The organism is Lysobacter yangpyeongensis, from assembly GCF_042655745.1.
Lineage (GTDB): Bacteria > Pseudomonadota > Gammaproteobacteria > Xanthomonadales > Xanthomonadaceae > Agrilutibacter > Agrilutibacter yangpyeongensis.
The window spans coordinates 96,716-117,795 of the sequence record NZ_JBHSNM010000002.1; the positions used below are offsets into that span (position 1 = coordinate 96,716).

19 protein-coding genes are annotated in these 21,080 nt (G+C 68.2%); 14 read left to right on the plus strand and 5 right to left on the minus strand.

All coding sequences use genetic code 11. The annotated features are described in order from the left end of the window. Positions 1-136: 136 nt before the first annotated feature. From ACFPN1_RS07175 to ACFPN1_RS07210, 8 genes are all read left to right on the plus strand, one after another. Positions 137-1,447 carry a Xaa-Pro dipeptidase gene (locus ACFPN1_RS07175; RefSeq protein WP_386754161.1) on the plus strand — a complete coding sequence of 437 codons (1,311 nt, stop codon included), beginning with the start codon at positions 137-139 and terminating at the stop codon, positions 1,445-1,447. Positions 1,448-1,538: 91 nt separating this feature from the next. Further along, entirely contained in the window at positions 1,539-2,864 is a 1,326-nt protein-coding gene (locus tag ACFPN1_RS07180; RefSeq protein WP_386754163.1) for an amino acid permease, read from the plus strand. 71 nt (positions 2,865-2,935) lie between these two features. Continuing rightward, positions 2,936-4,282, plus strand: coding sequence for an aromatic ring-hydroxylating oxygenase subunit alpha (locus tag ACFPN1_RS07185; RefSeq protein WP_386754164.1), 1,347 nt, complete (start codon positions 2,936-2,938; stop codon positions 4,280-4,282). A 112-nt stretch (positions 4,283-4,394) separates the two neighbouring features. After that, positions 4,395-5,591 carry an aminomethyl transferase family protein gene (locus ACFPN1_RS07190; RefSeq protein ID WP_386754165.1) on the plus strand — a complete coding sequence of 399 codons (1,197 nt, stop codon included), beginning with the start codon at positions 4,395-4,397 and terminating at the stop codon, positions 5,589-5,591. 181 nt (positions 5,592-5,772) lie between these two features. Beyond that, the gene (locus ACFPN1_RS07195; protein WP_386754167.1) at positions 5,773-7,356 is read left to right on the plus strand and encodes a phytoene desaturase family protein; all 1,584 of its coding nucleotides are present in this window, start codon (positions 5,773-5,775) and stop codon (positions 7,354-7,356) included. A 76-nt stretch (positions 7,357-7,432) separates the two neighbouring features. Further along, positions 7,433-8,962 (plus strand): phytoene desaturase family protein, encoded by a 1,530-nt coding sequence (locus ACFPN1_RS07200; protein WP_386754168.1) that lies wholly within the window; start codon positions 7,433-7,435, stop codon positions 8,960-8,962. Positions 8,963-9,402: 440 nt separating this feature from the next. Next, positions 9,403-11,037: an ExeA family protein gene (locus tag ACFPN1_RS07205; protein WP_386754169.1), complete on the plus strand. Its 1,635-nt coding sequence runs from the start codon at positions 9,403-9,405 to the stop codon at positions 11,035-11,037. Between the two features lie 2 nt (positions 11,038-11,039). Further along, on the plus strand, positions 11,040-11,807 hold the full coding sequence (locus tag ACFPN1_RS07210) for a general secretion pathway protein GspB (protein WP_386754170.1): 768 nt from the start codon (positions 11,040-11,042) through the stop codon (positions 11,805-11,807). Positions 11,808-11,841: 34 nt separating this feature from the next. Here the strand turns inward: ACFPN1_RS07210 and ACFPN1_RS07215 are convergent, their stop codons facing one another. Further along, positions 11,842-12,183 (minus strand): cupin domain-containing protein, encoded by a 342-nt coding sequence (locus ACFPN1_RS07215; RefSeq protein ID WP_386754171.1) that lies wholly within the window; start codon positions 12,181-12,183, stop codon positions 11,842-11,844. 185 nt (positions 12,184-12,368) lie between these two features. Between ACFPN1_RS07215 and ACFPN1_RS07220 the strand changes: the two genes are divergently transcribed. After that, the gene (locus ACFPN1_RS07220) at positions 12,369-12,863 is read left to right on the plus strand and encodes an RNA polymerase sigma factor (RefSeq protein ID WP_386754828.1); all 495 of its coding nucleotides are present in this window, start codon (positions 12,369-12,371) and stop codon (positions 12,861-12,863) included. A gap of 10 nt (positions 12,864-12,873) precedes the next feature. Next, positions 12,874-13,530: a serine/threonine protein kinase gene (locus tag ACFPN1_RS07225; protein ID WP_386754172.1), complete on the plus strand. Its 657-nt coding sequence runs from the start codon at positions 12,874-12,876 to the stop codon at positions 13,528-13,530. Between the two features lie 54 nt (positions 13,531-13,584). Here the strand turns inward: ACFPN1_RS07225 and ACFPN1_RS07230 are convergent, their stop codons facing one another. Next, positions 13,585-14,622: a fatty acid desaturase gene (locus ACFPN1_RS07230; protein WP_386754173.1), complete on the minus strand. Its 1,038-nt coding sequence runs from the start codon at positions 14,620-14,622 to the stop codon at positions 13,585-13,587. A gap of 171 nt (positions 14,623-14,793) precedes the next feature. On the opposite strand from ACFPN1_RS07230, the gene ACFPN1_RS07235 reads away from it, so the two are divergent. Both ACFPN1_RS07235 and ACFPN1_RS07240 read left to right on the plus strand, forming a co-directional pair. Beyond that, on the plus strand, positions 14,794-15,012 hold the full coding sequence (locus ACFPN1_RS07235; RefSeq protein WP_386754174.1) for an RNA-binding S4 domain-containing protein: 219 nt from the start codon (positions 14,794-14,796) through the stop codon (positions 15,010-15,012). Positions 15,013-15,189: 177 nt separating this feature from the next. Then, positions 15,190-16,086 (plus strand): c-type cytochrome, encoded by an 897-nt coding sequence (locus tag ACFPN1_RS07240; protein WP_386754175.1) that lies wholly within the window; start codon positions 15,190-15,192, stop codon positions 16,084-16,086. Positions 16,087-16,089: 3 nt separating this feature from the next. Here ACFPN1_RS07240 and ACFPN1_RS07245 read toward each other — a convergent pair whose 3' ends face one another. Then, positions 16,090-16,938, minus strand: a complete 849-nt coding sequence (locus tag ACFPN1_RS07245) for a sterol desaturase family protein (RefSeq protein WP_386754176.1) — start codon at positions 16,936-16,938, stop codon at positions 16,090-16,092. 176 nt (positions 16,939-17,114) lie between these two features. Between ACFPN1_RS07245 and ACFPN1_RS07250 the strand changes: the two genes are divergently transcribed. Then, on the plus strand, positions 17,115-18,041 hold the full coding sequence (locus tag ACFPN1_RS07250) for a CPBP family intramembrane glutamic endopeptidase (protein WP_386754177.1): 927 nt from the start codon (positions 17,115-17,117) through the stop codon (positions 18,039-18,041). A 49-nt stretch (positions 18,042-18,090) separates the two neighbouring features. On the opposite strand, the gene ACFPN1_RS07255 is transcribed toward ACFPN1_RS07250, so the two are convergent. After that, positions 18,091-18,774: a GNAT family N-acetyltransferase gene (locus ACFPN1_RS07255; protein WP_386754178.1), complete on the minus strand. Its 684-nt coding sequence runs from the start codon at positions 18,772-18,774 to the stop codon at positions 18,091-18,093. Between the two features lie 85 nt (positions 18,775-18,859). Continuing rightward, complete coding sequence (locus tag ACFPN1_RS07260; RefSeq protein ID WP_386754179.1) at positions 18,860-20,464, minus strand: PQQ-dependent sugar dehydrogenase; 1,605 nt, start codon at positions 20,462-20,464, stop codon at positions 18,860-18,862. Between the two features lie 239 nt (positions 20,465-20,703). Here ACFPN1_RS07260 and ACFPN1_RS07265 point away from each other — a divergent pair, with 239 nt between their 5' ends. Beyond that, on the plus strand, positions 20,704-21,066 hold the full coding sequence (locus ACFPN1_RS07265) for a DUF1428 domain-containing protein (protein WP_386754180.1): 363 nt from the start codon (positions 20,704-20,706) through the stop codon (positions 21,064-21,066). The last annotated feature ends 14 nt before the right edge of the window (positions 21,067-21,080 follow it).

Here is a 21,080-nt window from a genome sequence, read left to right on the forward strand (position 1 = left end):
TCGAGGGCAGGCTCTCCGGGCATCTTCTCCCCGCAAGCGGGGAGAAGAAGAGTCCTCTGCTCGACATGCAGAAGGAGTCCGCCAGCATGAAGAACGTGCAGGTACTGTTTTCCATACTCGTTGCCACAGGATCCCCATGACCCGACTCGCCCCGCTCGCGCTCGCCCTGGCCTGTTTCGCAGGGACTTCCCACGCCGGCACTGTCGTCGTCCACGCCGGCCACCTGATCGACGTCGACCAGGGCACCGTGCTCGCCGACCAGGCCGTACGCATCGAGAACGACACCATCGTCGCGGTGGCGCCGTGGTCCGCCGATGCGGCGAACGGCGCGACGCTCGTCGACTGGTCGCGTTACACCGTGCTCCCCGGCCTGATGGACATGCACACGCATCTCGCCGACGAGGGCCAGGAGGCCGACCCGGCGGGCCCGCTCAAGAGCACCGCCGTGCGCGATGCCTTCATCGGCGCGATGAACGCGCGCGCCACGCTGTATGCGGGCTTCACCACCGTGCGCGACGTCGGCGTCTACCGCGGCTTCGCCGACGTGGCGCTGCGCGATGCGATCAACGCCGGCTACGTGCCGGGCCCGCGCATGTTCGTGGCCGGGGCCTACATCACGGTGCCGGGCGGTGGCGGCGAGATCACCGGACTGCCGGCGGGCACCGTGGTGCCGGAGGAATTCCGCCGCGGCGTGTCGAAGGGCGAGGCCGAAGTGCGGCAGAAGGTCAACGATCTCTTCGCCCACGGCGCCGATTTCATCAAGGTGATCGCGACCGGCGCGGTGCTCACCGACGGCACCGAGCCTGGCGAGTCCGAATACAGCGAGGCGGAGATCCGCGCCGCGGTGGAGGAAGCCGGCAAACACCACAGCTTCGTCGCCGCGCACGCGCATGGCGCGGAAGGCATCAAGCGCGCGGTGCGCGCGGGCGTGCGTTCGATCGAGCACGCCTCGTATCTCGACGACGAAGGCATCGCGCTGATGAAGCAGCACGGCACCTGGCTGGTCGCGGACATCTACAACGGCGACTACATCGACACCGTCGGCCGCGAGGAGCACTGGTCGGCCGAGAAGCTGCGCAAGAACCTGGAAACCACCGACGTGCAGCGACAGGGCTTTCGCAAGGCGGTGAAGGCCGGCCTGAACATCGCCTACGGCACCGACAGCGGCGTCTACCCGCACGGCGACAACGCGCGTCAGTTCGCCTACATGGTCCGCTACGGCCTGACGCCGATGCAGGCGATCCAGGCGGCGACGATCAACTCCGCACGCCTCCTCGGGCGTGAAGACAAGCTCGGCTCCGTGGCGCCGGGCATGGCGGCCGACCTGATCGCCGTGGCCGGCGATCCGCTGGCCGACATCGAGGTACTCCGTCGCGTGCAGGCCGTGATCAGGAACGGGACGGTGGTATGCGCGGACATTGCCCAGTGCGGCAATGATGGGCGATAACGACGGCATTCCGCCGCCCCGTTCGCGGGTCGGCGGAATGCAATGGCTGTGGCAGGCTGGCCGCTGGCAGCGGCACCAACAGGGGCGCGACATGCAGCAAGGGCAAGGCGGACACGACTCGCAACGCAAGCTCGGTTTCTGGATGTGCACCGCGCTGGTGGTCGGCAACACCATCGGCATGGGCATCTTCCTGCTGCCGGCCTCGCTGGCGCCGTACGGCTTCAACGCGACGCTGGGCTGGCTGGTTACGGTGCTGGGTTGCCTCGCCCTCGCCCGCGTGTTCGCGCGCCTGCCACGCGAACTGCCGCAGGCCGACGGCCCCTACGGTTACATCCGCGAGACGCTCGGCGACATTCCCGCCTTCCTGTCGATCTGGTGCTACTGGGTCTCGCTATGGATCACCAACGCCGCGCTCGCCACCGGCGTCGTCGGCTACCTCGACGCGGTATTCCCCGCCCTGTCGGGCGTCCAGCCGGCGGTGCTGGCGCTGGGCCTGCTGTGGCTGTTCGCGATCGTCAACATGCTCGGCGTGCGTACCGGCGGACGCGTGCAGGTCGCGACCACCGCATTGAAGCTGGTGCCGATGATCGCCGTGGCCGTGCTGGGCGCATGGCTGCTGCTCACCTCGCCAGCGACGTACACCGAACACCCGCCGACCTCGCCGCTGAAACTGGGCGACGTGATGGCGGCTTCCACCATCGCGCTGTTCGCGATGCTCGGCCTGGAATCGGCGACGGTGCCCGCGGGCCGCGTCGAGGATCCCTCGCGCACCATCCCGCGCGCGACCATGGCCGGCACGATCCTGACCGCGATCGTCTACATCATCGTGTCCACCGTGCCGATGCTGCTGATCCCGCAGCAGGAACTGGCCAGCGCGAGCGCGCCGTTCGCCACGCTGATGGACCGCCACGCCGGCGCCGGATTCGGCCGCTGGCTGGCGCTGTTCGTCGTGGTCAGCGGCCTGGGCGCGCTCAACGGCTGGACGCTACTCGTGGGCGAACTCACCCGCACGATGGCACTCAACGGCGTGATGCCCGCGGCGCTGGCGCGCAACAACCGCCGCGGCGCGCCGGCGCTGGCGCTGCTGGTCACCGGCGTGTTCGCCTCCGCCATGGTGCTGATGAGCTACAGCAAGTCGCTGGTCGACGGCTTCACCTTCCTCAGCAAGGTGGTGACCGCGGCGAACCTGCCGCTGTACCTGTGCTGCTCGCTGGCGCTGGCGGTGCTGTGGCATCGCGGCGGCCGCAGCGCCGCACGCGGGATGCTGGCGGTCGGATTGCTGGGGGCGGCGTACGTGCTGTTCGCCTTCGTCGGCCTGGGCCGCGAGCCGTTCCAGCTGGGACTGCTGCTCGCCGTCGCCGGCGTGCCGCTGTATGCGCTGATGCGCTGGCGGTCGTTCGCCGCGGGACGGGCCTGACCGACTAAGATCGGGATTTGCCGCATTCGGCGCATGGACGCGCGCCCCGCCAGCCAGCCGGACGTGATTGCATGACCGCCTTCGTTCCCGACGTGGAAGACAGCCAGCAGCAGTTGCAGCGCGCCGTGTCGGCGCAGCTGCAGCAGCCCGATGCGGGGCTGCCGCGCTATTTCTACCGGTCGGAGGTGACCTACCAGCAGGAACTGAACAACGTCTTCTTCAGGAGCTGGCTGTACGCCGGCCATGTCAGCCAGATCCCCGACAAGGGCGACTATTTCCTCTACGAGATCGCCGAGGAATCGGTGATCGTCGTGCGCGGCGAGGACGACACCGTCCGCGCGCTGATCAATTCCTGCCGGCACCGCGGCTCGCGCGTCTGCGAAGCAAGCTCCGGCCATTGCCGCACCTTCGTCTGCCCGTACCACGGCTGGGTCTACAACGCCGACGGCAGCCTGCGCGCCGCGCGCCACATGGAGGCGATGCCGGAATTCCGCCGCGAGGATCACGGCCTGAAGCAGGCGCGCGTGGCCGTGCGCTTCGGCCTGATCTTCATCAACTTCGATCCCGACGCTTACGACTTCAACGAGAGCCTCAAGCAGGTCGATGCGCAGATGGCGCCCTATCACCTCGACCAGGCGAAGATCGCGCACCGCGAGACCTATCCGGTCGACGCCAACTGGAAGATCGCGCTGGGCAATTACCTGGAGTGCTACCACTGCGACACCGCGCACCGCGCGTACTCGAAGATCCACACGTTCAAGGAACGCGAGCACGTCGCCGCGCCGCTCAACCGCGCGATGTGGGCGCGGGCGGAGCGCGAAACCGGCATCCCCGACATCGAGAAGGCGCTGTACCGCATGTTCCGCGAAGCACCCGGCTTCGGCGCCTGCGTCTACACCAGCCGCTACGCGCTCTTCGACGGCTGCAAGACCGGCAGCCGCGACGGCGCGCCGCTGGCGCCACTGATGGGCGACTTCAAGGGCTACGACGGCGGCGCGGGCGACTACCAGTTCGGTCCGCTGACCTACATGCTCAACTACCCGGACCACTGCATCCTGTTCCGCTACGTGCCGCGCGGCATCGACCGGACGGACATGGAGATCGTCTGGTTCGTCGCCGGCGATGCGCGCGAAGGCGTCGACTACGACCGCGAGGAACTCATCTGGCTGTGGCACGTCACCACGCTGGAGGACAAGCGGATCATGACGCTCAATGCCGCCGGGGTGAATTCGCAGTTCTTCGAGCCGGGCCCGCAGCATCCGGAATTCGAGGACACGCCCAAGCGCTTCCTCGACTGGTACCTGCACGCGCTCGCGGGCGACTTCAGCGTCGTGCCGCCGACGGTGCGGGCGCATCGGGTAAGTTCGTGCGAGATGGTTGGAAAGGTCGAAAAGGCGGGAACGGGGAATGGGGAATAGGGAACGGAAGGAAGCCGTGGCTTCCTGTTCCTGACTCGCCCCACACACCTGAAGTCTCCTCAATTCTCCCGTTCCCCATTCCCTCTTCCCTATTCCCGCCTCCCAACGCCCCATGTTCAAACTCAAACACACCCCCTTCCACGAGCGCACCTCGAAACTGAGCGTGCCGCAGAACTGGCGCCGCTGGGCCGGGCACATCGTGCTCGGCTCCTACGACCTGCATCTGGACCGCGAGTACTGGGCGATCCGCGACGGCGTCGCGATGATCGACGTGTCGCCGCTGATGAAGTACATGATCGCGGGCCCCGACGCCGCGCGCCTGCTGCACAAGATGACGCCGCGCGACGTGAAAAAAATGGCCGTGGGCCAGGTCGGCTACACCGGCTGGTGCGACGACGAGGGCAAGCTGCTCGACGACGGCACGATTTCGCGTCTTGGCGAAAACCTGTTCCGCCTCACGTCCGCCGAACCCTCGCTGCGCTGGCTGTCGATGAACGCGGTCGGCATGGACGTGACGATCACCGAAGTCACCGAACAGGTCGCGGCGCTGAGCCTGCAGGGGCCGAAGTCGCGCACGGTGCTGAACCTGGTGTGCGACAAGACGCTGGACAAGCTCAAGTACTTCCGCGTGATGCAGAACAAGCTGGCCGGCAAGCCGGTGACGATCTCGCGCACCGGTTACACCGGCGACCTCGGTTACGAGATCTGGATGGACGCCGGCGATGCGCTGCACGTGTGGGACGCACTGATGGCGGCGGGCCACGATTACGGCATCGTGCCCTGCGGCATCCTCGCGATGGACATGGCGCGCGTGGAAGCCGGCCTGTTCATGATCGACGTCGATTACACCGCCGCCAACCACGCCTGGATCGAGGGGCAGAAGTCCTCGCCGCTGGAGATGGGCCTGGACTGGGCGGTCGCGCTCGACAAGCCCGGCTACTTCGTCGGCCGCCGCGCGCTCGAGCGCGAGCACCGCGAAGGCTCGGCGTGGAAGCTGATGGGCTTCGAAGTCGACTGGGAAGGGATGGAGGCGCTGTTCGCGCCCGTCGGCCTGCCGCCGCAGGTACCGGCGATGGCGGTGCGCGGCAGCCTGCCGCTGATGCACGAGGGCAAGCAGGTCGGCTACGCGTCCACGAGCACCTGGTCGCCGGTGCTGAAGAAGTACATCGCGCTGGTGCATGTGCAGCGGCCGTATTACGCACCGGGCACGCGGCTGTCGCTGGAGGTCACGGTCGAACACAAGCGGCTGCATGCGCCGGGCAAGGTGGTGAAGCTGCCGTTCTACGAGCCGGAGTGGAAGAAGAAATGAGACCCGTCGCTTCCCGAACCGTCAGTCGTCCCGTCGGTCGTTCCGTCAGTCGCAAGCCCCTCAGTCGTCATCCCGGCGCAAGCTGGGATCCATCTTGATTTCGCCTTTCGTCTTCGCAAACCAGAACAACAGCAACATGGATCCCGGCTTGCGCCGGGATGACGAGCAAGAGCAGAACCCTATGACCTCAAACCAATACGACGCCGTCGTCATCGGCGCCGGCCACAACGGCCTGATCGCCGCGGCGTACCTCGCGCGCGCCGGCAAGAAGGTCGCCGTGCTCGAACGCCGCGACGTCGTCGGCGGCGCCGCCGTCACGTCCGAGCCGTTCCCCGGCTACCGCTTCAGCCAGTTCTCCTACGTGGTGAGCCTGCTGCGCCCGGAGATCATCCGCGACCTGGAATTGCCGAAGCACGGCCTCAAGATCCTGCCGCTGCCCAGCACCGTCACGCCGCTCGACAACGGCGACTACCTCGCCGCGTGGGACGACCACGACCTCACCCGCAAGGAGCTGTACCGGCATTCGCCGCGCGATGCGGAGGCCTCCGACGAATACGGCCGGGTGATGGCCCGCGCGGCCAAGGCGATCAAGCCGATCCTCGGCCTGGTGCCGCCCGATCCCTCCTCGCTGAGCCTGCGCGACATGCTCGGCCTGCTGAAGGTCGGCCAGTACGCGAAGAGCCTGTCGGAGAAGGAGCTGTACCAGATCGCCAAGCTGCTCACGCAGTCGGCGGCGGACCTGCTCAACGACTGGTTCGAATTCGACCCGCTCAAGGGCACCAAGTCGGCCAGCGGCATCATCGGCACCTTCCTTGGCCCGCATTCGCCCGGCACCGCGTACGTGCTGCTGCACCACTACATGGGCGAGATCGACGGCGCCTTCCGCGCCTGGGGCTTCTGCAAGAACGGCAACGGTGGCGTGACCCAGGCGATCGCCAGTTCCGCGCGCGCGCTCGGCGTCGACATCCGCACCAACGCCGCCGTGCAGCAGGTGATCGTCAAGGGCGGCCGCGCCGCGGGCGTGGCCCTGCAGAACGGCGACGAGCTGCAGGCGAAGGTGGTGATCTCCGCGGCCGATCCCAAGCGCAGCTTCCTGCAGTTCGTCGAGGAGAAGCACCTGCCCGGCGAGTTCGTGCAGCAGATCCGCAACTTCCGCGTGCGCGGTTCGTCGGGCAAGGTGAACATCGCGCTGAGCGAACTGCCCGACTTCACCTGCCTGCCGGGCGAAGGCCCGATGCACCGCGGCGCGATCTCGATCAGCCCGAGCATGGAGTACATCGAGCGCGCCTACGACGAGGCCAAGTACGGCCAGTTCGCCAGGAACCCGTACATCGACATGATCATCCCCTCGATGATCGACCGCGACATGGCGCCGCCGGGCCACCACGTGATGTCGTGCTTCGTGCAGTACGCGCCCTACGACATCGAGGGCGGCTGGGACGACGCCAAGCGCGACGCGTTCGGCGAGACCGTGATCTCCACGATCGAACGCTACGCACCGAACATCCGCCGCGCGATCGTCGGCAAGCAGGTGATCACGCCGAAGGACATCGAGAACATCGCCGGGATCACGGGGGGCAACATCTTCCACGGCGAACTGCTGCTGCACCAGCTGTTCTTCCTGCGGCCCGCGCCGCAATGGGCCGACTTCCGCACGCCGTTGCCGGGCTACTACTTCGGCGCGTCCGGCGCGCATCCGGGCGGCGGCGTGATGGGGGCGGCGGGCAAGCTGGCGGCGCAGGAAGTGTTGAAGGATTGGAAGTGAGTGCTGGGTGCTGCCCGGCCCCATTCCGTCATTCCAGCGGAAGCTGGGATGACGATCTAAGCGAAACCAGGAAGCCATGAACAAATCGAAATACGACGTCATCGTCGTCGGCGCCGGCCACAACGGCCTGGTCGCGGCGACCTACCTGGCGAAGGCCGGGAAGCAGGTGCTGGTGCTGGATCGGCTGGAACGCGCAGGCGGACAACTCGCCCAGCGCGCGTTCGACGAAGGCATCCGCTTCGATCCGCTGCATGCGGGTGCGCAGCTGCGACCGGACATCGTGAGCGATCTGGCACTGGCACGACATGGCCTGACCGCTGCGAACGGGCCTGCGCTGGCGTACATCTCGCTGTTGCCGGATGGTCGCCGTCTGCAGCTGTCCACCACGGCAGGCGACAAGGCGACACTCGAATCGATCCGCCAGTTCTCGCCGGCCGATGCCGCGAAGTGGCCCGAGTTCGTCGCCTTCATGGATCGCGCGGCGGCCTTCCTCGATGCCGCGTATCGCACGCCGATGCCGCGCCTGCTGCACGTCGGCTTCAGCGAAGGCTGGCCGCTGGCGAAACTCGCGTGGACACTGCGCCGCCTCGGCGGCCGCGACATGTTCCGGGTGATCCGCTCGCTGTCGATGTCGACGGTGGAATTCACCGAGGAATGGTTCGAGTCCGAAGAGCTCAAGGCGGCGATCGCGGCGGTCGGCATCCATGGCCACACACTGGGCTCGATGTCCGCGGGCACCGGCTACACGCTGATGCACAACTGGCTCAACCGCGGTGGCCTCGCGCAGCGTCCGGTCGCCGGCGGCAGCGTGCGCATCGCCGACGCGCTGGTGGCGGCGCTCACCGCGCACGGCGGCGAAATGCGCGCGAACGCCAACGTGCAGCGCATCGTCGTCGACCAGCAGCGCGCGACGGGCGTGGTGCTCGATACCGGCGAGACGATCGCCGCGCGCGCGGTGTTCTCCGCGGCCGATCCGCGCCACACCCTGCTCGATCTCGTCGGCGCACCGGAACTGCCGCCGGAATTCGTCTGGCAGGTGCAGTCGATCAAGATGCGTGGCGCGATCGCCAAGGTGCATCTGCTGACCGATGGCACGCATGGCCTTCCGTCGGGCACGCTCGCCGTGGCGCCCACGCTCAAGTACCTCGAACGCGCCTTCGACGCCGCCAAGTATGGCGAGATTTCCACGCAGCCGTACCTGGAGGTCACGAGCGCGGGCACGGTGGTCTCCATCCATTTCCAGTCTGCGCCGTACGCGCTGCGGCAACAGGACTGGACCAGTGCGCGCGCGATGGTCGAACAGCGTGCGATCGACACGCTGGCCGCGCACTTCCCCAAGTTGAAGGCGTCGATCCAGCAGACGCGTTCGTTGATGCCGGTCGATCTGGAAAAGATGTTCGGCCTGACCGAAGGCGATCCCAACCACGGGCAGCTGATCCTCGACCAGATGTTCTTCATGCGCCCGCTGCCGGGCTGGTCCGACCACCGCACGCCGGTGGACGGCCTGCACCTGTGCGGCAGCGGCGGGCACGGCGGCGGCGGCATCAGCGGTGCGTGCGGGCGCAATGCAGCGCAGGCGTTTTTGAAGACGATGGCGAAGGCGTAGCGGTATTCGATCCGCCGCAGCATCAACCTCTTCTCCCGGCTTGCGGAGAAGATGCCCCGGAGGGGCAGATGAGGGGAGCGAGCGCAGCGAGTTGCTCTTCTTTCAGTAGCAGCAAAAGCAACAGCAGCTCGCTGCGCTCGCCTCCCCTCACCCGCCCTGCGGGCACCCTCTCCCCGCAGGCGGGGAGAGGGATTCCATGCCCCTCTTTCCCGCAAAGGGAACGAGCGCAGCGAGTTGCTTTTGGCAGCGGCAGGGCAGCGGCAACGACAACGACAACGACAACGACAACGGCAACAGCACCGATCACCCCCTTCTCCCCGCTCGCGGGGAGAAGATGCCCCGGAGGGGCAGATGAGGGGGGCAAGCGCAGCGACCAGACTTGACCCATCCCCCCCGCTGGCAGCTAATGACGGGTCCGAGTCCCCGCCGATCGACACCGCATGTACCTCGAGCACTACGGCCTGAAAGAACCGCCGTTCTCGATCACGCCCGATCCGCGTTTCGTGTTCCTCAGCGAGCGCCACCGGGACGCGCTCGCGCACCTGCTGTTCGGCATCGGCCAGGGGGGCGGGGGCGGCTTCGTGCAGCTGACCGGCGAGGTCGGCACCGGCAAGACCACGCTCAGCCGGCTCCTGCTCGAACAGATCCCGCAACTCGAAAACAGCGTGCCCACGCGCGTCGCGCTGGTGCTGAATCCGCGCCTGTCGCCGGCCGAGTTGCTGGAGACGATCTGCGAAGAGCTCCGTCTCGACATCGAGGGCCGTCGCGGCAGCGCCAAGGCGCTCACCGACACGCTCAATGCCTACCTGCTGGAAGCCTACGCGCAGGGACTGCGCGTGGTGCTGGTCATCGACGAGGCGCAGAACCTGTCGGTCGAAGCGCTCGAACAGGTGCGGCTGCTTACCAATCTCGAGACCGATACGCAGAAGTTGCTGCAGATCATCCTGCTCGGCCAGCCGGAACTGCGCGACATGCTGGCGCGTCCCGAGTTGCGCCAGCTCGCGCAGCGCATCACCGCGCGTTATCACCTCACGCCACTCGACGCGAACGAAACCACGGCCTACCTGCGCCACCGTTACCGCGTTGCCGGCGGCCTGCACCTGCCCTTCGATGCGGCGGCGATCCGGCGCATCCACGCGCATTCGGGCGGCGTGCCGCGCCTGATCAACGTGATCGCCGAACGCGCCCTGCTTGGCGGTTACGCGCACGACGACACCCGCATCGATGCGCGCACCGTCGACCGGGCCGCGCGGGAAACGCTGGCGCCGCGTGCGGCGGGACGCATTCCGCGCTGGCTGGTGCCGGCCGGGCTCGGCGTGGCGGCGCTCGCGCTCATCGCGGGCGTGTATGCGTGGCGCGTGCCGACGAGGCCTACGCCCGCCTCCGTTGTCGTGCCTGCACGTACCGCGACAGCGCCAGCCACGACGCAGGCCGCGCCGAACAAGCCCGCCGTTCCGGCGATCGACGCCGAGGGTCTGGCCGCGCGCATCGCCGGTGCCGCGCCCGCCTCGCCGCTGGCGTGGAAGCAATTGCTGCAGCTGTGGCAGCTGCCCTCGGACGATCTCAGCATCGGTATCGCGGCGAGTTGTCCCTTCGCGATTTCCACCGATGCCTACTGCCTGCACGCGCGCGGCGCGCTCGACCGCATCGCCACGCAGGATCGTCCCGTGCTGCTGCATCTCGCCGATGCGGGACACGAAGCCTGGGCGGTATTGCTAGGCGCCGACGCGCGTCGCGCGCGCCTGTCGCTCGACGGCAAGACCTTCGACATCGACCGCATTGCCCTGGCGCGCTACTGGAACGGCGACTACGCCGCCCTGTGGCGCGGCCCCTCCGGCATCGCGTGGCCGGTGACGAACGGCACGCCGACGCTCAGGTGGGTGCGCGACCGACTCACACCGCATTACCTGCCGATCGATGCGGTCGCGCAGCTCGATGCCGACATGCAGGCAGCCGTGCGCCGCTTCCAGGACGACAGCGGACTGGTCAGCGACGGCGTGATCGGTCCGGAAACGCTGATGGCGCTGGCCGCTCGGGGAGAAACCGGCCCACGCCTGCTCAGAGGGCTGGAATAACCATGTCGTTGATCCTCGAAGCCCTGCGCAAGTCCGAAGCCGAGCGTCGCCGCGGCCAGACGCCCGACCTGCTTACCGAAACCGTGCCCGTGTTCCCGACGACGCCGACGCGCGCACGCGATTGGCGCGTTGCGGGCAGCGCGGCAGCGGCGGCCTTGATCGTGGCCGCGCTCGCCATCGCCTGGATGCGCGCGCCGGCGCCCGTGCCCACCGAGGCCGGCGCAGCGCGCATCGACACCCGCGAAGCGGCGGATGAAGCCGGTGACATGGCGACCGTGACGACACCCTCGCTGCAACCGCCTCCGCGGAGTCTGCAGCCGCCCGCTTCGCCGCGGATCGCGACGCCGCCGTCGCCGCGTCCGGTGGCCCCGTCACCAGACGACAAACCGTCGACCGCAGCGTCAACGGCATCGCCCGCAACCGTCGCGGCTGCAACGACGCGCCCCGCGACGGAAAGCAGTTCGCCACCCACGGCACCATCGTTGCCGTCGTCCGCGGCCGCCGAGCCGGCGCCACCGCCGATCGCCTTCACCAGCCCCCAGTTGCCGCTGCGACTGTCCGACCTGTCTTCGGAAGAACGCCGGCAGTTGCCGCCGCTGAAACTCAGCATGCACATGTGGGCGCCCGACGCCGCGCACCGCTTCGTCATCATCGACGGCGCCCGCGCCAACGAAGGCGATCGCATCGGCGATGCGATGGTGGAAGCGATCCAGCCCGACAGCGTGCTGCTGGAGTGGCGCGGCCGGAAGATCCGCCTGCCGATCCGTTGACGCAACCCGCTTGCGCGGATCGCTTCGCGAAGTTTCAGTCGCGCCCGGGACCGATCGGATCGCCGTCCGCATCGAACGCGGGCGGATAGTAGAAGTTGAGCGTCTTCAGCAGCGTGCGGCCGGTGTTGCGCACTTCATGCCGCTCGCCCTTCTCGATCACCAGCAGCGTCCCGGCTTTGAGCGGCACGCGGCGGCCCTCCACCGTCGCCATACCGGAGCCCGAGACCACGAACAACCACTGGTCCGCACCGCGATGGCGGTTGTCCGGCCCGCCTTCGCTGTCGCCGGGCGCGATCACCATTTCCGCCGCCTGCGCCCTGCGCACGTCGAAGGCCACGCGGAATCCCTTGCCGAACCTCAATGTCTTGCGGCGCACGGCAGGCCTCCCGATGGACGGTGGCCCCCACCCTGCCCCAGGCCGCGTCAACGACGCATGCAGCGGCGCTGTAAGGAATCGGCCACCGCGGCGAATCACTTCCCCGACAACCGCGCCGCCGACGCCGGCGGGGCACCGTGACTCCACCTAGAATCCAGCGGGACACCATGGAAATCGCCGCCGCCATGCAGGACAACGCGCGACAGCGTTTCGCCGGACTGCTTGAACGCCATCGCGGCATCGTGCTCAAGGTCGCCCATTCGTACTGCCGGCATCCGGACGATCGCGCCGACCTCGCACAGGACATCGCGGCTCAGCTGTGGCGCGCGTTCCCCGGTTACGACGCCGCACGCGCCAGCTTCTCCACGTGGATGTACCGCATCGCGCTGAACGTGGCGATCTCGCACGTGCGCAGCAGCAGCCTGCGCGGCCGGCATTCGGTGCCGCTGGACGATGAGGCCCTGCTCGCCGGCGACGGCGACGATCACGAGGGCGACGAGCACCTGCGGCTGCTGCACGACTTCATCGCGCGACAGGATCCGCTCCACCGCGCCCTGCTGCTGCTCTACCTCGACGAGCGCAGCCACCGCGAAATCGCCGACGTCCTCGGCATCAGCGAGGCCAACGTCGCCACGAAGATCAGCCGCCTCAAGCAGCGGCTCCGCAACGAATTCGCCTGAAGGAGGCACCATGGAACTCGACGAACTCAAGGCCGCCTGGCAGCGCCTGGACCGGCAATTGCAGCAGCAGCACGAGCTGGACCTGCACGTCTTCCGCCAGGACCGGCTCGATCGCCTGAAGGCCGGCCTGCGTCCGCTGTTCTGGGGCCAGATCGCGCAGATCGCGTTTGGCCTGCTGTTCATCGCGCTGGCCATGTCGCTCTGGGCCTCGCAGCCGCATGGCGGCGCGGTGATCGCGGCCGGCGTGCTGGTGCACGTCTACGGCGTGGCGACGATCATTGCCGCCGCCGTCGTGCTGAGCCAGATGGGCCGGATCGATCCAGCGGCACCGGTGATCGCGATCCAGAAGCAGCTGGCGCGCGTTCGCACGCTGTACATCCGCAGCGGCATGGTCGCCGGACTGCCGTGGTGGTTCCTCTGGTTCGTGGTTCTGGTGGTGCTGGCAGGCCTGGCCGGCATCGACCTGCCGGCGACGTCGCCGCTCATGGTGTGGAGCGGGCTGGGCGTGGGCGTGCTCGGACTGCTCGCCATGTGGGGCGTGCATCGCTGGTCGCGCAATCCCGCGCGTCCGCACCTGGCACGCGCACTCGACGATGCCCTCACCGGCGCCAGCCTGCGCCGCGCCCAGGCACAGCTGGACGAGCTGCTGCGCTTCGAGCGCGAATGAGGCCAAAAAAAAGCGGGCACCAGGCCCGCTTTCTTCATCGCTTCAACGCGGCCATCACGCCGCCGCGTGGCGCGGGAATCCGACCATCCGCCGCGTTTCCTCGCACCACAGCTTCAGGCGCGCGCTCTTCAGGCTCGTCCACAGGGTGATGCGCGGCGCGGCCTGCAGCAGCGGGCTGGATTCGAAGGCTTCGCGCAGGCGGTAGTTGGGAATACGGCTGGCGAGGTGGTGGATGTGGTGGTATCCGATGTTGCCGGTGAACCAGTGCACCACGCGCGGCAGGTCGTAGTAGGAACTGCCGGCGATCGCCGCCTGGCTCGAATCCCACTCGTCCTTGCGCGTCCAGTACGCGTCCTCGAAGGTGTGCTGCACGTAGAACAGCCACACGCCCGCGGCGCCGGCGATCAGCACGATCGGCAGGTGCACCATCAGCACGGTCTGCCAGCCCAGCACCCACGCCAGCGCTCCGCCGGCGACGAGCAGCACGAGGTTGTTGAGCAGCACGCTCGCCCACTCCTTCTTCCAGGTGAAGGGCAGGTCGAACGGGAAGCGGTGCTTCAGCACGAACTGGTACAGCGGCCCGACGCCCAGCAGCACCGGCGTGCTGCGGTAGAAGCGGTAGCTCAGGCGGCCGAACCACGAGCGCGCGCGGTATTCGGCGACGGTCAGGGTTTCGATGTCGCCCATCTCGCGGCGATCGAGGTTGCCCGAGGTGCCGTGGTGGATCGCATGCGTCTTCTTCCAGTAGCCGTAAGGGAACAGCGTGACCACGCCGAGCACGCGACCGACCGTGTCGTTGGCACGCGCATTGGCGAAGAAGGAACCGTGCCCGCAGTCGTGCTGGATGATGAAGGTGCGCACGTACAGGCCGGCGGCGGGAATCGACAGCAGCAGCGTCCAGCCGTAACCCCACTGGCCTACCACGCTCCAGGCCATCAATGCCCACAGCACCGCGAACGGCACCAGCGTGTTGATCAGCTGCCACACGGCGCGGCCGAGATGGGGCGTGGCGAATTGCGCGCAGAGCTTGCGCAGGTTGGGGGATGAAACGGTGGAGGCGGCAGGCGCGGCGTGCGATACAGCGGTGTTCAAGGCATTCTCCCGGAAGGCGCGCCATTGTCCGGTCCCGCCGGCACCACCGCAAACGACGCTGGCGTATGGTCTCGCTACGAGTGCGCGCGCGGTCACATTCCGCTTGCGCGAGGGCCGCACGGCTGCGACGCTGCCGCCAGCTTCCGACAGACGGCAGGACAGGTTCCGCACATGCAGCGCATCGTTTTCGAGCTCGACCGGGATTACGTCGAGCTCAACCAGCTCCTCAAGCTAACCGGCCTGTGCGACAGCGGCGGTGCCGGCAAGCAGCTGGTCGCCAGCGGCGCGGTGCGCGTGGACGGCGCGGTCGAACTGCGCAAGACCTGCAAGATCCACGCGGGCCAGCGGGTGACGCTCGGCGAGGTCGAGATCAAGGTCGCCGGCGGCTGACGCGCCGGTTCGCGCATTCAGGCAGCCAGGTCGCTGCCGTCACCCATTCGCAGCCGCGTGAGGCAGGCCTTTCAGCCGGGCCCGCGAATCGCCCGGCGCCACCGATCGCTCCGTGCCTGTCCTGTCGCGTGTCCTTCCCGCGTATGACGGGCAAGGTATTCGCGTGGAGCGGGTGTGATGCGGCGTGTGGCGAAGTGGTCGGCGATCGGGCTGGCGATCGTGTTGCTGGGCGTGACGGCGCTGTTTGCGGTGTCCTGGGCGGTCACCGGCAAGGCGATGTCCCGCACGTATGCGGTCAGCGATCCGCCGTTGCGCGTGGAAACGACGGCCGAGGCGCTGGCGCGCGGCCGCCACCTGTTCGACACGCGCGGTTGCGGCGATTGCCACGGACCACAGGGCGCCGGACGCGTGCTGATCGACGATCCGGTGCTTGGTCGCATCGTTCCCTCCAACCTCAGCCGCAGCGTTCGCGATCCGGCGTACACCGACGATGCCCTGGGCGCCGCGATCCGCCACGGGATCCGTCCCGACGGAACCCCGTTGCTGATCATGCCGTCGGGCGAATTCGCCGACTTCGAGGATCGCGACGTCGCCGCGCTCGTCGCCTACATGCGCTCGCTGCCCGCCAGCGACAACGCCCCGGGAACCAGCTCCGTGCGTCCGGTGGGTCGCGTGCTGTACACGCTCGGCAAGCTGCCGCTGTTTTCCGCCGAACGCATCGACCATGCGCCACGCGCGCGACAGGCGCCCGTCGCGGCAATCACGCCCGAATACGGCCGCTACGTCGCGCAATCGTGCACGGGTTGCCATGGCCCAGGCCTGGCCGGCAACACCGTCGTGATCCCCGGCAAGCCGAAGTCGGCGAACCTCACCCCGCACGCCGATGGCCTGGCGGCCTGGCAGGAAGCCGACTTCCTCCGCCTGATGCACACCGGGCGCCGCCCGGATGGCACGGCGGTGGATCCGTTGATGCCGTGGCCGGCCTACGACCGCATGGACGACACCGAATTGCGCGCCGTGTGGGCCTACCTGCGCACCGTCCCGCCCGTGCCCGGCAAGCCGAAGCGACGCTGAGGATCAGTCGCCGGACAACGCCTGGCGATGCGCCAGCGCGCGTTCCGGCGGCCCCAGCAGTTGTCCGATCGTGCCGCGCCAGCCGCGTGCGCGCGCCGCATCGCGGAACATCGCGATCCACTCGTGGAAGGTCAGGCGGACCGGGTTGTGGCTGTGGATCTGCCCGACGATGCCGTATTCGCACGGCACGGCCGGATCCTCTTCGACGAAGCTGCCGAACAGCTTGTCCCACACGATCAGCACGCCCGCGTAATTGCGGTCGATGTACTTCGCGTTGCGCGCGTGATGCACGCGGTGGTGCGAAGGCGTGTTGAACACGTGTTCGAGCCAGCCCAGCCGGCCGACGGCCTGCGTGTGCACGAAGAACTGGAAGCCCAGGTTGATCGCGACGACCGCAACGATATGCGCGGGCTCGAAACCCAGCCACGCCAGCGGCAGCCAGAACAGCCACATCCCCGAGACCGGATACGTGAGGCTCTGGCGGAACGCGGTGGACAGGTTGAGGCGTTCGGACGAGTGGTGCGTGACGTGCGACGCCCACAGCCAGCGGATGCGGTGGCTCGCGCGGTGGAACCAGTAATAGAAGAAGTCCTGGGCCACGAACAATGCCGCGATCGTCCACGCCGAGGCCGGCAGGTCGAACAGGCGATGCGCGTAAACGGCGTAGTACAGGCCTATCACCAGCAGCCACGCGACCGCATCGGCGGCCTGGTGCATCAACGCCAGCGCGGCGTTGGAGAGGGTATCGACCAGGCTGTACATCCCGGGCCGGCGCCGGCGCCAGTACCAGGCCTCCAGGGCGATCAGCGCCAGGAACACCGGCGCCATGCCGAGCAATATCCATTTCTCCATCGCGGGCCTTCCGTGGTCGGGTCGTGGCGGGCCGGGCGAGTCTGCCCGCTGCGCCCGACGACGTCCACACCGGGGCGTATGGAACGGCACGAACCAACGGAGTGGCCTCGCCTGTGCCGATCGTTGGGCGACCAACGGGCAAGGCGGCCCCCGCGCCGGCCGGGCATGCTGGCCCCATGCCGACCTTCCGCTCCCCAAGTCCTGGCCGCGCCGCCGCGCTGGCCCTCGTCGTCGCCGCGACTGCGTACGCGATCGCGCTGTCCGTGCTGGCCCGCGATCCGGATTTCGGCATCGTCGAACCGCTGTTCCTGTTCGCGATGCTCGGCGTGGTGTTCCCGCTCCTGGCCTGGCTGTGCACGCTGAAACCCCAACGACCGGCCACACCGCTGCCGGAGCCGCGGCAACTGCCGCGCGTAGTGCTGTACCTGGCCGCATTCGCGCTGGTAGTGCTGGGCTGGGGCTTCTCGTCGATCAACGCGCATTTCCCCGACGAGCCGGCGCAGTCGATCGTGCAACTGGTGGTGAAGCTGGTGACGATGGTGCTGCTGCCGGCGGTGCTGTTCCTCGGCTGGAAGTTCGGCGCGAAACCGACGCTGCCGTGGCAACGCCTGCTGCTGACCTTCGTGGTGATGTCGCTGGCCTACCTGGCGATGCAGTCGGTGTTCGGGCGCGGCCTGGTGACGCTGCGCGAACTCGCGCCGTCGGCCGCGACCCTGGCGTGGGCGATCCCCGCGTGTTTCGGGTGGCAGACGATCGAAGCCGGCCTGTGCGAGGAAGTGCTGTTCCGCCGCGTGCTGCAGGAGAAGCTCGCGATCGCCGGCGGCTCGCAGGTCGCCGCGGTGGCGTGGGCCTCGCTGCTGTTCGGCCTGGCGCACGCGCCGGGGCTATGGCTGCGCGGCGGGCATCTGATGGAAGGCGTGGCGCACGCCACGCCGGCGTGGGCGATCGCCTATTCCATCGTGATGATCGCGCCCGCCGGCATCGCCTTCGGCGTGCTGTGGGCACGCACGCGCTCGCTGTGGCTGATCGTCCCGCTGCACGGCATGGTCGACCTCCTGCCGCAACTGGCGCCGTTCATCCGCGCGTGGAGCGGCCACGCCTGAGTGCGGGCGCACACACGCCGCGCAACGGAAGTTCTGGTCGTCGTGCGGCTCAGCCTGCCAGCCGCGTCAGCGACCAGAAGCCGACATCGCGGCGATGGCGGAAGCCGATCTGCTCGTACAGCTGCTTGGCGCGCGTGTTCTCGTGGCTGACGTGGAGGAAGGGAATCCGTCCGCGTTCCAGTGTGTCGTTCGTGAGCATCGCCGTGAGCCGGCGCGCGTAGCCACGGCCGAGGAAATCCGGATGCGTGCAGATCGCACTCATCTCCGTGTACGCATCGGTGCCCAGACGCTCGCCGATGATGGCGGCGAGCCGCTCCTCCTGGTAGATGCCGAAGTAGCGCCCCATCTCCATCGTGCGTTCGCGGAAGTAATGCGGATACACCAGCGCGGTGAGCGCGAGCACGTCGGCGCGATGCGCCTCCGACAGCGGGATGATCTCCGGGCCGTCGATCACCTCGAGCGGGTCATGGCTGATCATCTGCGCCAGCGGGCGATAGGCCTCCAGCTTCCAGCCCGCGGGAACCGAGGGCACGACACCGATGAGGTAGACGCTCTCGCCCGGCGCGACCAGGGGCGCGACGGTATCGTCGACATCGACCCCGGCGTGGGCGACGCCGAGAAAGGGAGCGAACGGTGCGGGATAGCACGCGGCATCGCCGTTGCGCAGCGCGATCGCGCGATGCCGCGTGCACAGCGAATTCCAGAAGGGATTGTCGAGATCGTGTTCGGTCATCGCGATTGCCTGCCAGGCGGCCATCCGCCTGCGCAGGCATGTTCGTTCGATGACCGCGTTGCTGGCAACCGTCGCGGCATTCCCGCTAGCGGTCCGGCCAGCGCTCGCGCCACCGCGGCGTCTGCGCACGCATCCGCGTGCCGGGCATGGGGGAAGCCAGGGGCTCGATCACGAAGATCTCGCCATCGAGATCGACCAGATACAGGTTTCCGTCCTCGTCCACGCCGAAGCTGGCGATGTTGGTGATGGCGCCGGCATTCGGCGCGAAGTCCGCATTGCGCACGGTGAACTCGCTGGACGGCAACGTCATGCCCACCGACACGCTCGACACCGGTAACGTCCAGACGTTGGGCCGGATGAAATCGGCGAACACGTACAGGCCCTGCAGGGACTGCACGTTGCCCCGGTACACGTAACCGCCGATGACGGTGTTGCCCTGGCGCGTTCCTGCGCCGTGCACGTATTCGGCAACCGGCGGCGTGAGTCCCGCCGTCGACCCGCCACGGTATGGCGAGGTGCCTTCCATGATCGGCCAGCCGAAGTTCGCGCCGCCGTCGCCGGGCCGCAGCAGGTCGACTTCCTCCACCGCGTTCTGTCCGACATCGCCGATCCACAGGTTGCCGGTGGCGGGATCGAAGCTGTTGCGGAACGGATTACGCAGTCCGTATGCGAACACTTCCGGCGCGCCGCCGCCGTTCGCGAACGGATTGTCCGCCGGTATCGCGTAATCGCGCGCGTCATCGGCCGGGAATCCGTCGCGGCCGGGATCGATGCGCAGGATCTTGCCCAGCAGCGTGGCCGGATTCTGGCCGTTGTTGTCGGGATCGCCCGAGCCGCCGCCGTCGCCGATCGCGATGTAGAGGAAGTCGTCGGGTCCGAATCCGATCCAGCCGCCGTTGTGGTTGCTGCGCGGGTGAGGCACGCGCAGGATCGCGTCGCCGCTCGCGGGATCGGCCTGCTCGCGATTGCCCGCCATCGTGCCGTAGCGGCGGACCTCGATGGTGCCGTCGGGCACCGTCACGAACACGTAGAACGTCCCGCTCGTCATGAAATCGGGCGCGGTGGCGAACCCCAGCAGACCGCGTTCGCCATCGGTCGATAGTTGTCCCGTCAGATCGAGGAACGGCGTCGGTGCGATCGCGCCGGTATCGGGCGACAGAACCAGGATGCGGCCGCCCAGTTCGGTCACGAACACCCGTCCGCTGCCGTCGGGCACCGGCGCCAGGAAGGCCGACTCGTTCAACCCCGCCACCACGCGACGCACCTGGTAGGCGGGCGCCTCGGCCACGTCGGTCACGGTGACCGACATGGAGCGGGCGACGTTCGCGTGCCCGTCGCTGACGGTCAGTTCGAGTTGATAGACGTTGTCGCCGTTGTTGTCGCCCGGAGCTTCGAAATCCGGCGGAGAGACGAACGACAGCGCGCCGGCGGAAGTGATGCGGAAGCGATCGCCGTCGACGCCCCCGCTGATCGAGAACGTCAGCGCATCGCCGTCGGCGTCGGTGGCGGTCACGGTATGGAACGCGTCCGCCGTGTTCTCCGCGACCGTGACCGACGCCGTCGAGGTGAATACCGGTGCGCGGTTCAATGGCGGCGGCACGCGGCCTCCCCCACCGCCCCCGCCGCAGGCAGCGAGCGTCATCGCCAGCAACGATGCGGCCAGCGGATGTACTGGTGCGGACCTGGCCATCGGACGCCTCCCGTTTCCGTGACGCGGGAGAGCGTCCTCCTGCGGCCGCTTCGGGGTCGTGAAGGCCCGGCGTGTGCGTGCACAGGACTGGGGACCGGGCCGACGGAGCGAGGGCAAACGCAAAAATCGGGCCTCGAGTCGCGGGATTGCCGCCGCGGCAGTCGATCCGCAGCCCTTCGAATCGTCGTAACGGATGAGGCGCTACAACGCCCTCTCCCCTTCCGCTCCGAGGAGGTCCCATGTCCTACATCGATGGCTTCGTGATGGCCGTTCCGACGGCCAACAAGGACCAGTTCATCCGGCACGCCAACAGCGGCGATTCCGTCTTCATGGAGAACGGCGCCACCCGCGTTCTGGAGTGCTGGGGCGACGACGTCCCGGACGGCAAGCTCACCGATTTCCGTCGTGCCGTGCAGGCGAAGGACGACGAAACCGTGGTCTTTTCGTGGATCGAATGGCCCGACAAGGCCACGCGCGACGCCGGCATGGAGAAGGTGATGAAGGATCCGCGCGTGAGTCCCGAAAACAATCCGATGCCGTTCGACGGCAAGCGGCTGATCTACGGCGGGTTCGCGCCGGTGGTGGAGCTGCGGTCGCACTGACGTCCCGTCGCTAC

Bases quoted from the DNA above. Each gene is read 5' to 3' on its own strand.
- ACFPN1_RS07205 (WP_386754169.1), top strand. From the start codon at position 9,403: ATGTACCTCGAGCACTACGGCCTGAAAGAACCGCCGTTCTCGATCACG.
- ACFPN1_RS07255 (WP_386754178.1), bottom strand. From the start codon at position 18,774: ATGACCGAACACGATCTCGACAATCCCTTCTGGAATTCGCTGTGCACG.
- ACFPN1_RS07240 (WP_386754175.1), top strand. From the start codon at position 15,190: ATGCGGCGTGTGGCGAAGTGGTCGGCGATCGGGCTGGCGATCGTGTTG.
- ACFPN1_RS07185 (WP_386754164.1), top strand. From the start codon at position 2,936: ATGACCGCCTTCGTTCCCGACGTGGAAGACAGCCAGCAGCAGTTGCAG.
- ACFPN1_RS07195 (WP_386754167.1), top strand. From the start codon at position 5,773: ATGACCTCAAACCAATACGACGCCGTCGTCATCGGCGCCGGCCACAAC.
- ACFPN1_RS07225 (WP_386754172.1), top strand. From the start codon at position 12,874: ATGGAACTCGACGAACTCAAGGCCGCCTGGCAGCGCCTGGACCGGCAA.
- ACFPN1_RS07175 (WP_386754161.1), top strand. From the start codon at position 137: ATGACCCGACTCGCCCCGCTCGCGCTCGCCCTGGCCTGTTTCGCAGGG.
- ACFPN1_RS07200 (WP_386754168.1), top strand. From the start codon at position 7,433: ATGAACAAATCGAAATACGACGTCATCGTCGTCGGCGCCGGCCACAAC.
- ACFPN1_RS07210 (WP_386754170.1), top strand. From the start codon at position 11,040: ATGTCGTTGATCCTCGAAGCCCTGCGCAAGTCCGAAGCCGAGCGTCGC.
- ACFPN1_RS07220 (WP_386754828.1), top strand. From the start codon at position 12,369: ATGCAGGACAACGCGCGACAGCGTTTCGCCGGACTGCTTGAACGCCAT.
- ACFPN1_RS07265 (WP_386754180.1), top strand. From the start codon at position 20,704: ATGTCCTACATCGATGGCTTCGTGATGGCCGTTCCGACGGCCAACAAG.
- ACFPN1_RS07260 (WP_386754179.1), bottom strand. From the start codon at position 20,464: ATGGCCAGGTCCGCACCAGTACATCCGCTGGCCGCATCGTTGCTGGCG.
- ACFPN1_RS07245 (WP_386754176.1), bottom strand. From the start codon at position 16,938: ATGGAGAAATGGATATTGCTCGGCATGGCGCCGGTGTTCCTGGCGCTG.
- ACFPN1_RS07190 (WP_386754165.1), top strand. From the start codon at position 4,395: ATGTTCAAACTCAAACACACCCCCTTCCACGAGCGCACCTCGAAACTG.
- ACFPN1_RS07235 (WP_386754174.1), top strand. From the start codon at position 14,794: ATGCAGCGCATCGTTTTCGAGCTCGACCGGGATTACGTCGAGCTCAAC.
- ACFPN1_RS07250 (WP_386754177.1), top strand. From the start codon at position 17,115: ATGCCGACCTTCCGCTCCCCAAGTCCTGGCCGCGCCGCCGCGCTGGCC.
- ACFPN1_RS07180 (WP_386754163.1), top strand. From the start codon at position 1,539: ATGCAGCAAGGGCAAGGCGGACACGACTCGCAACGCAAGCTCGGTTTC.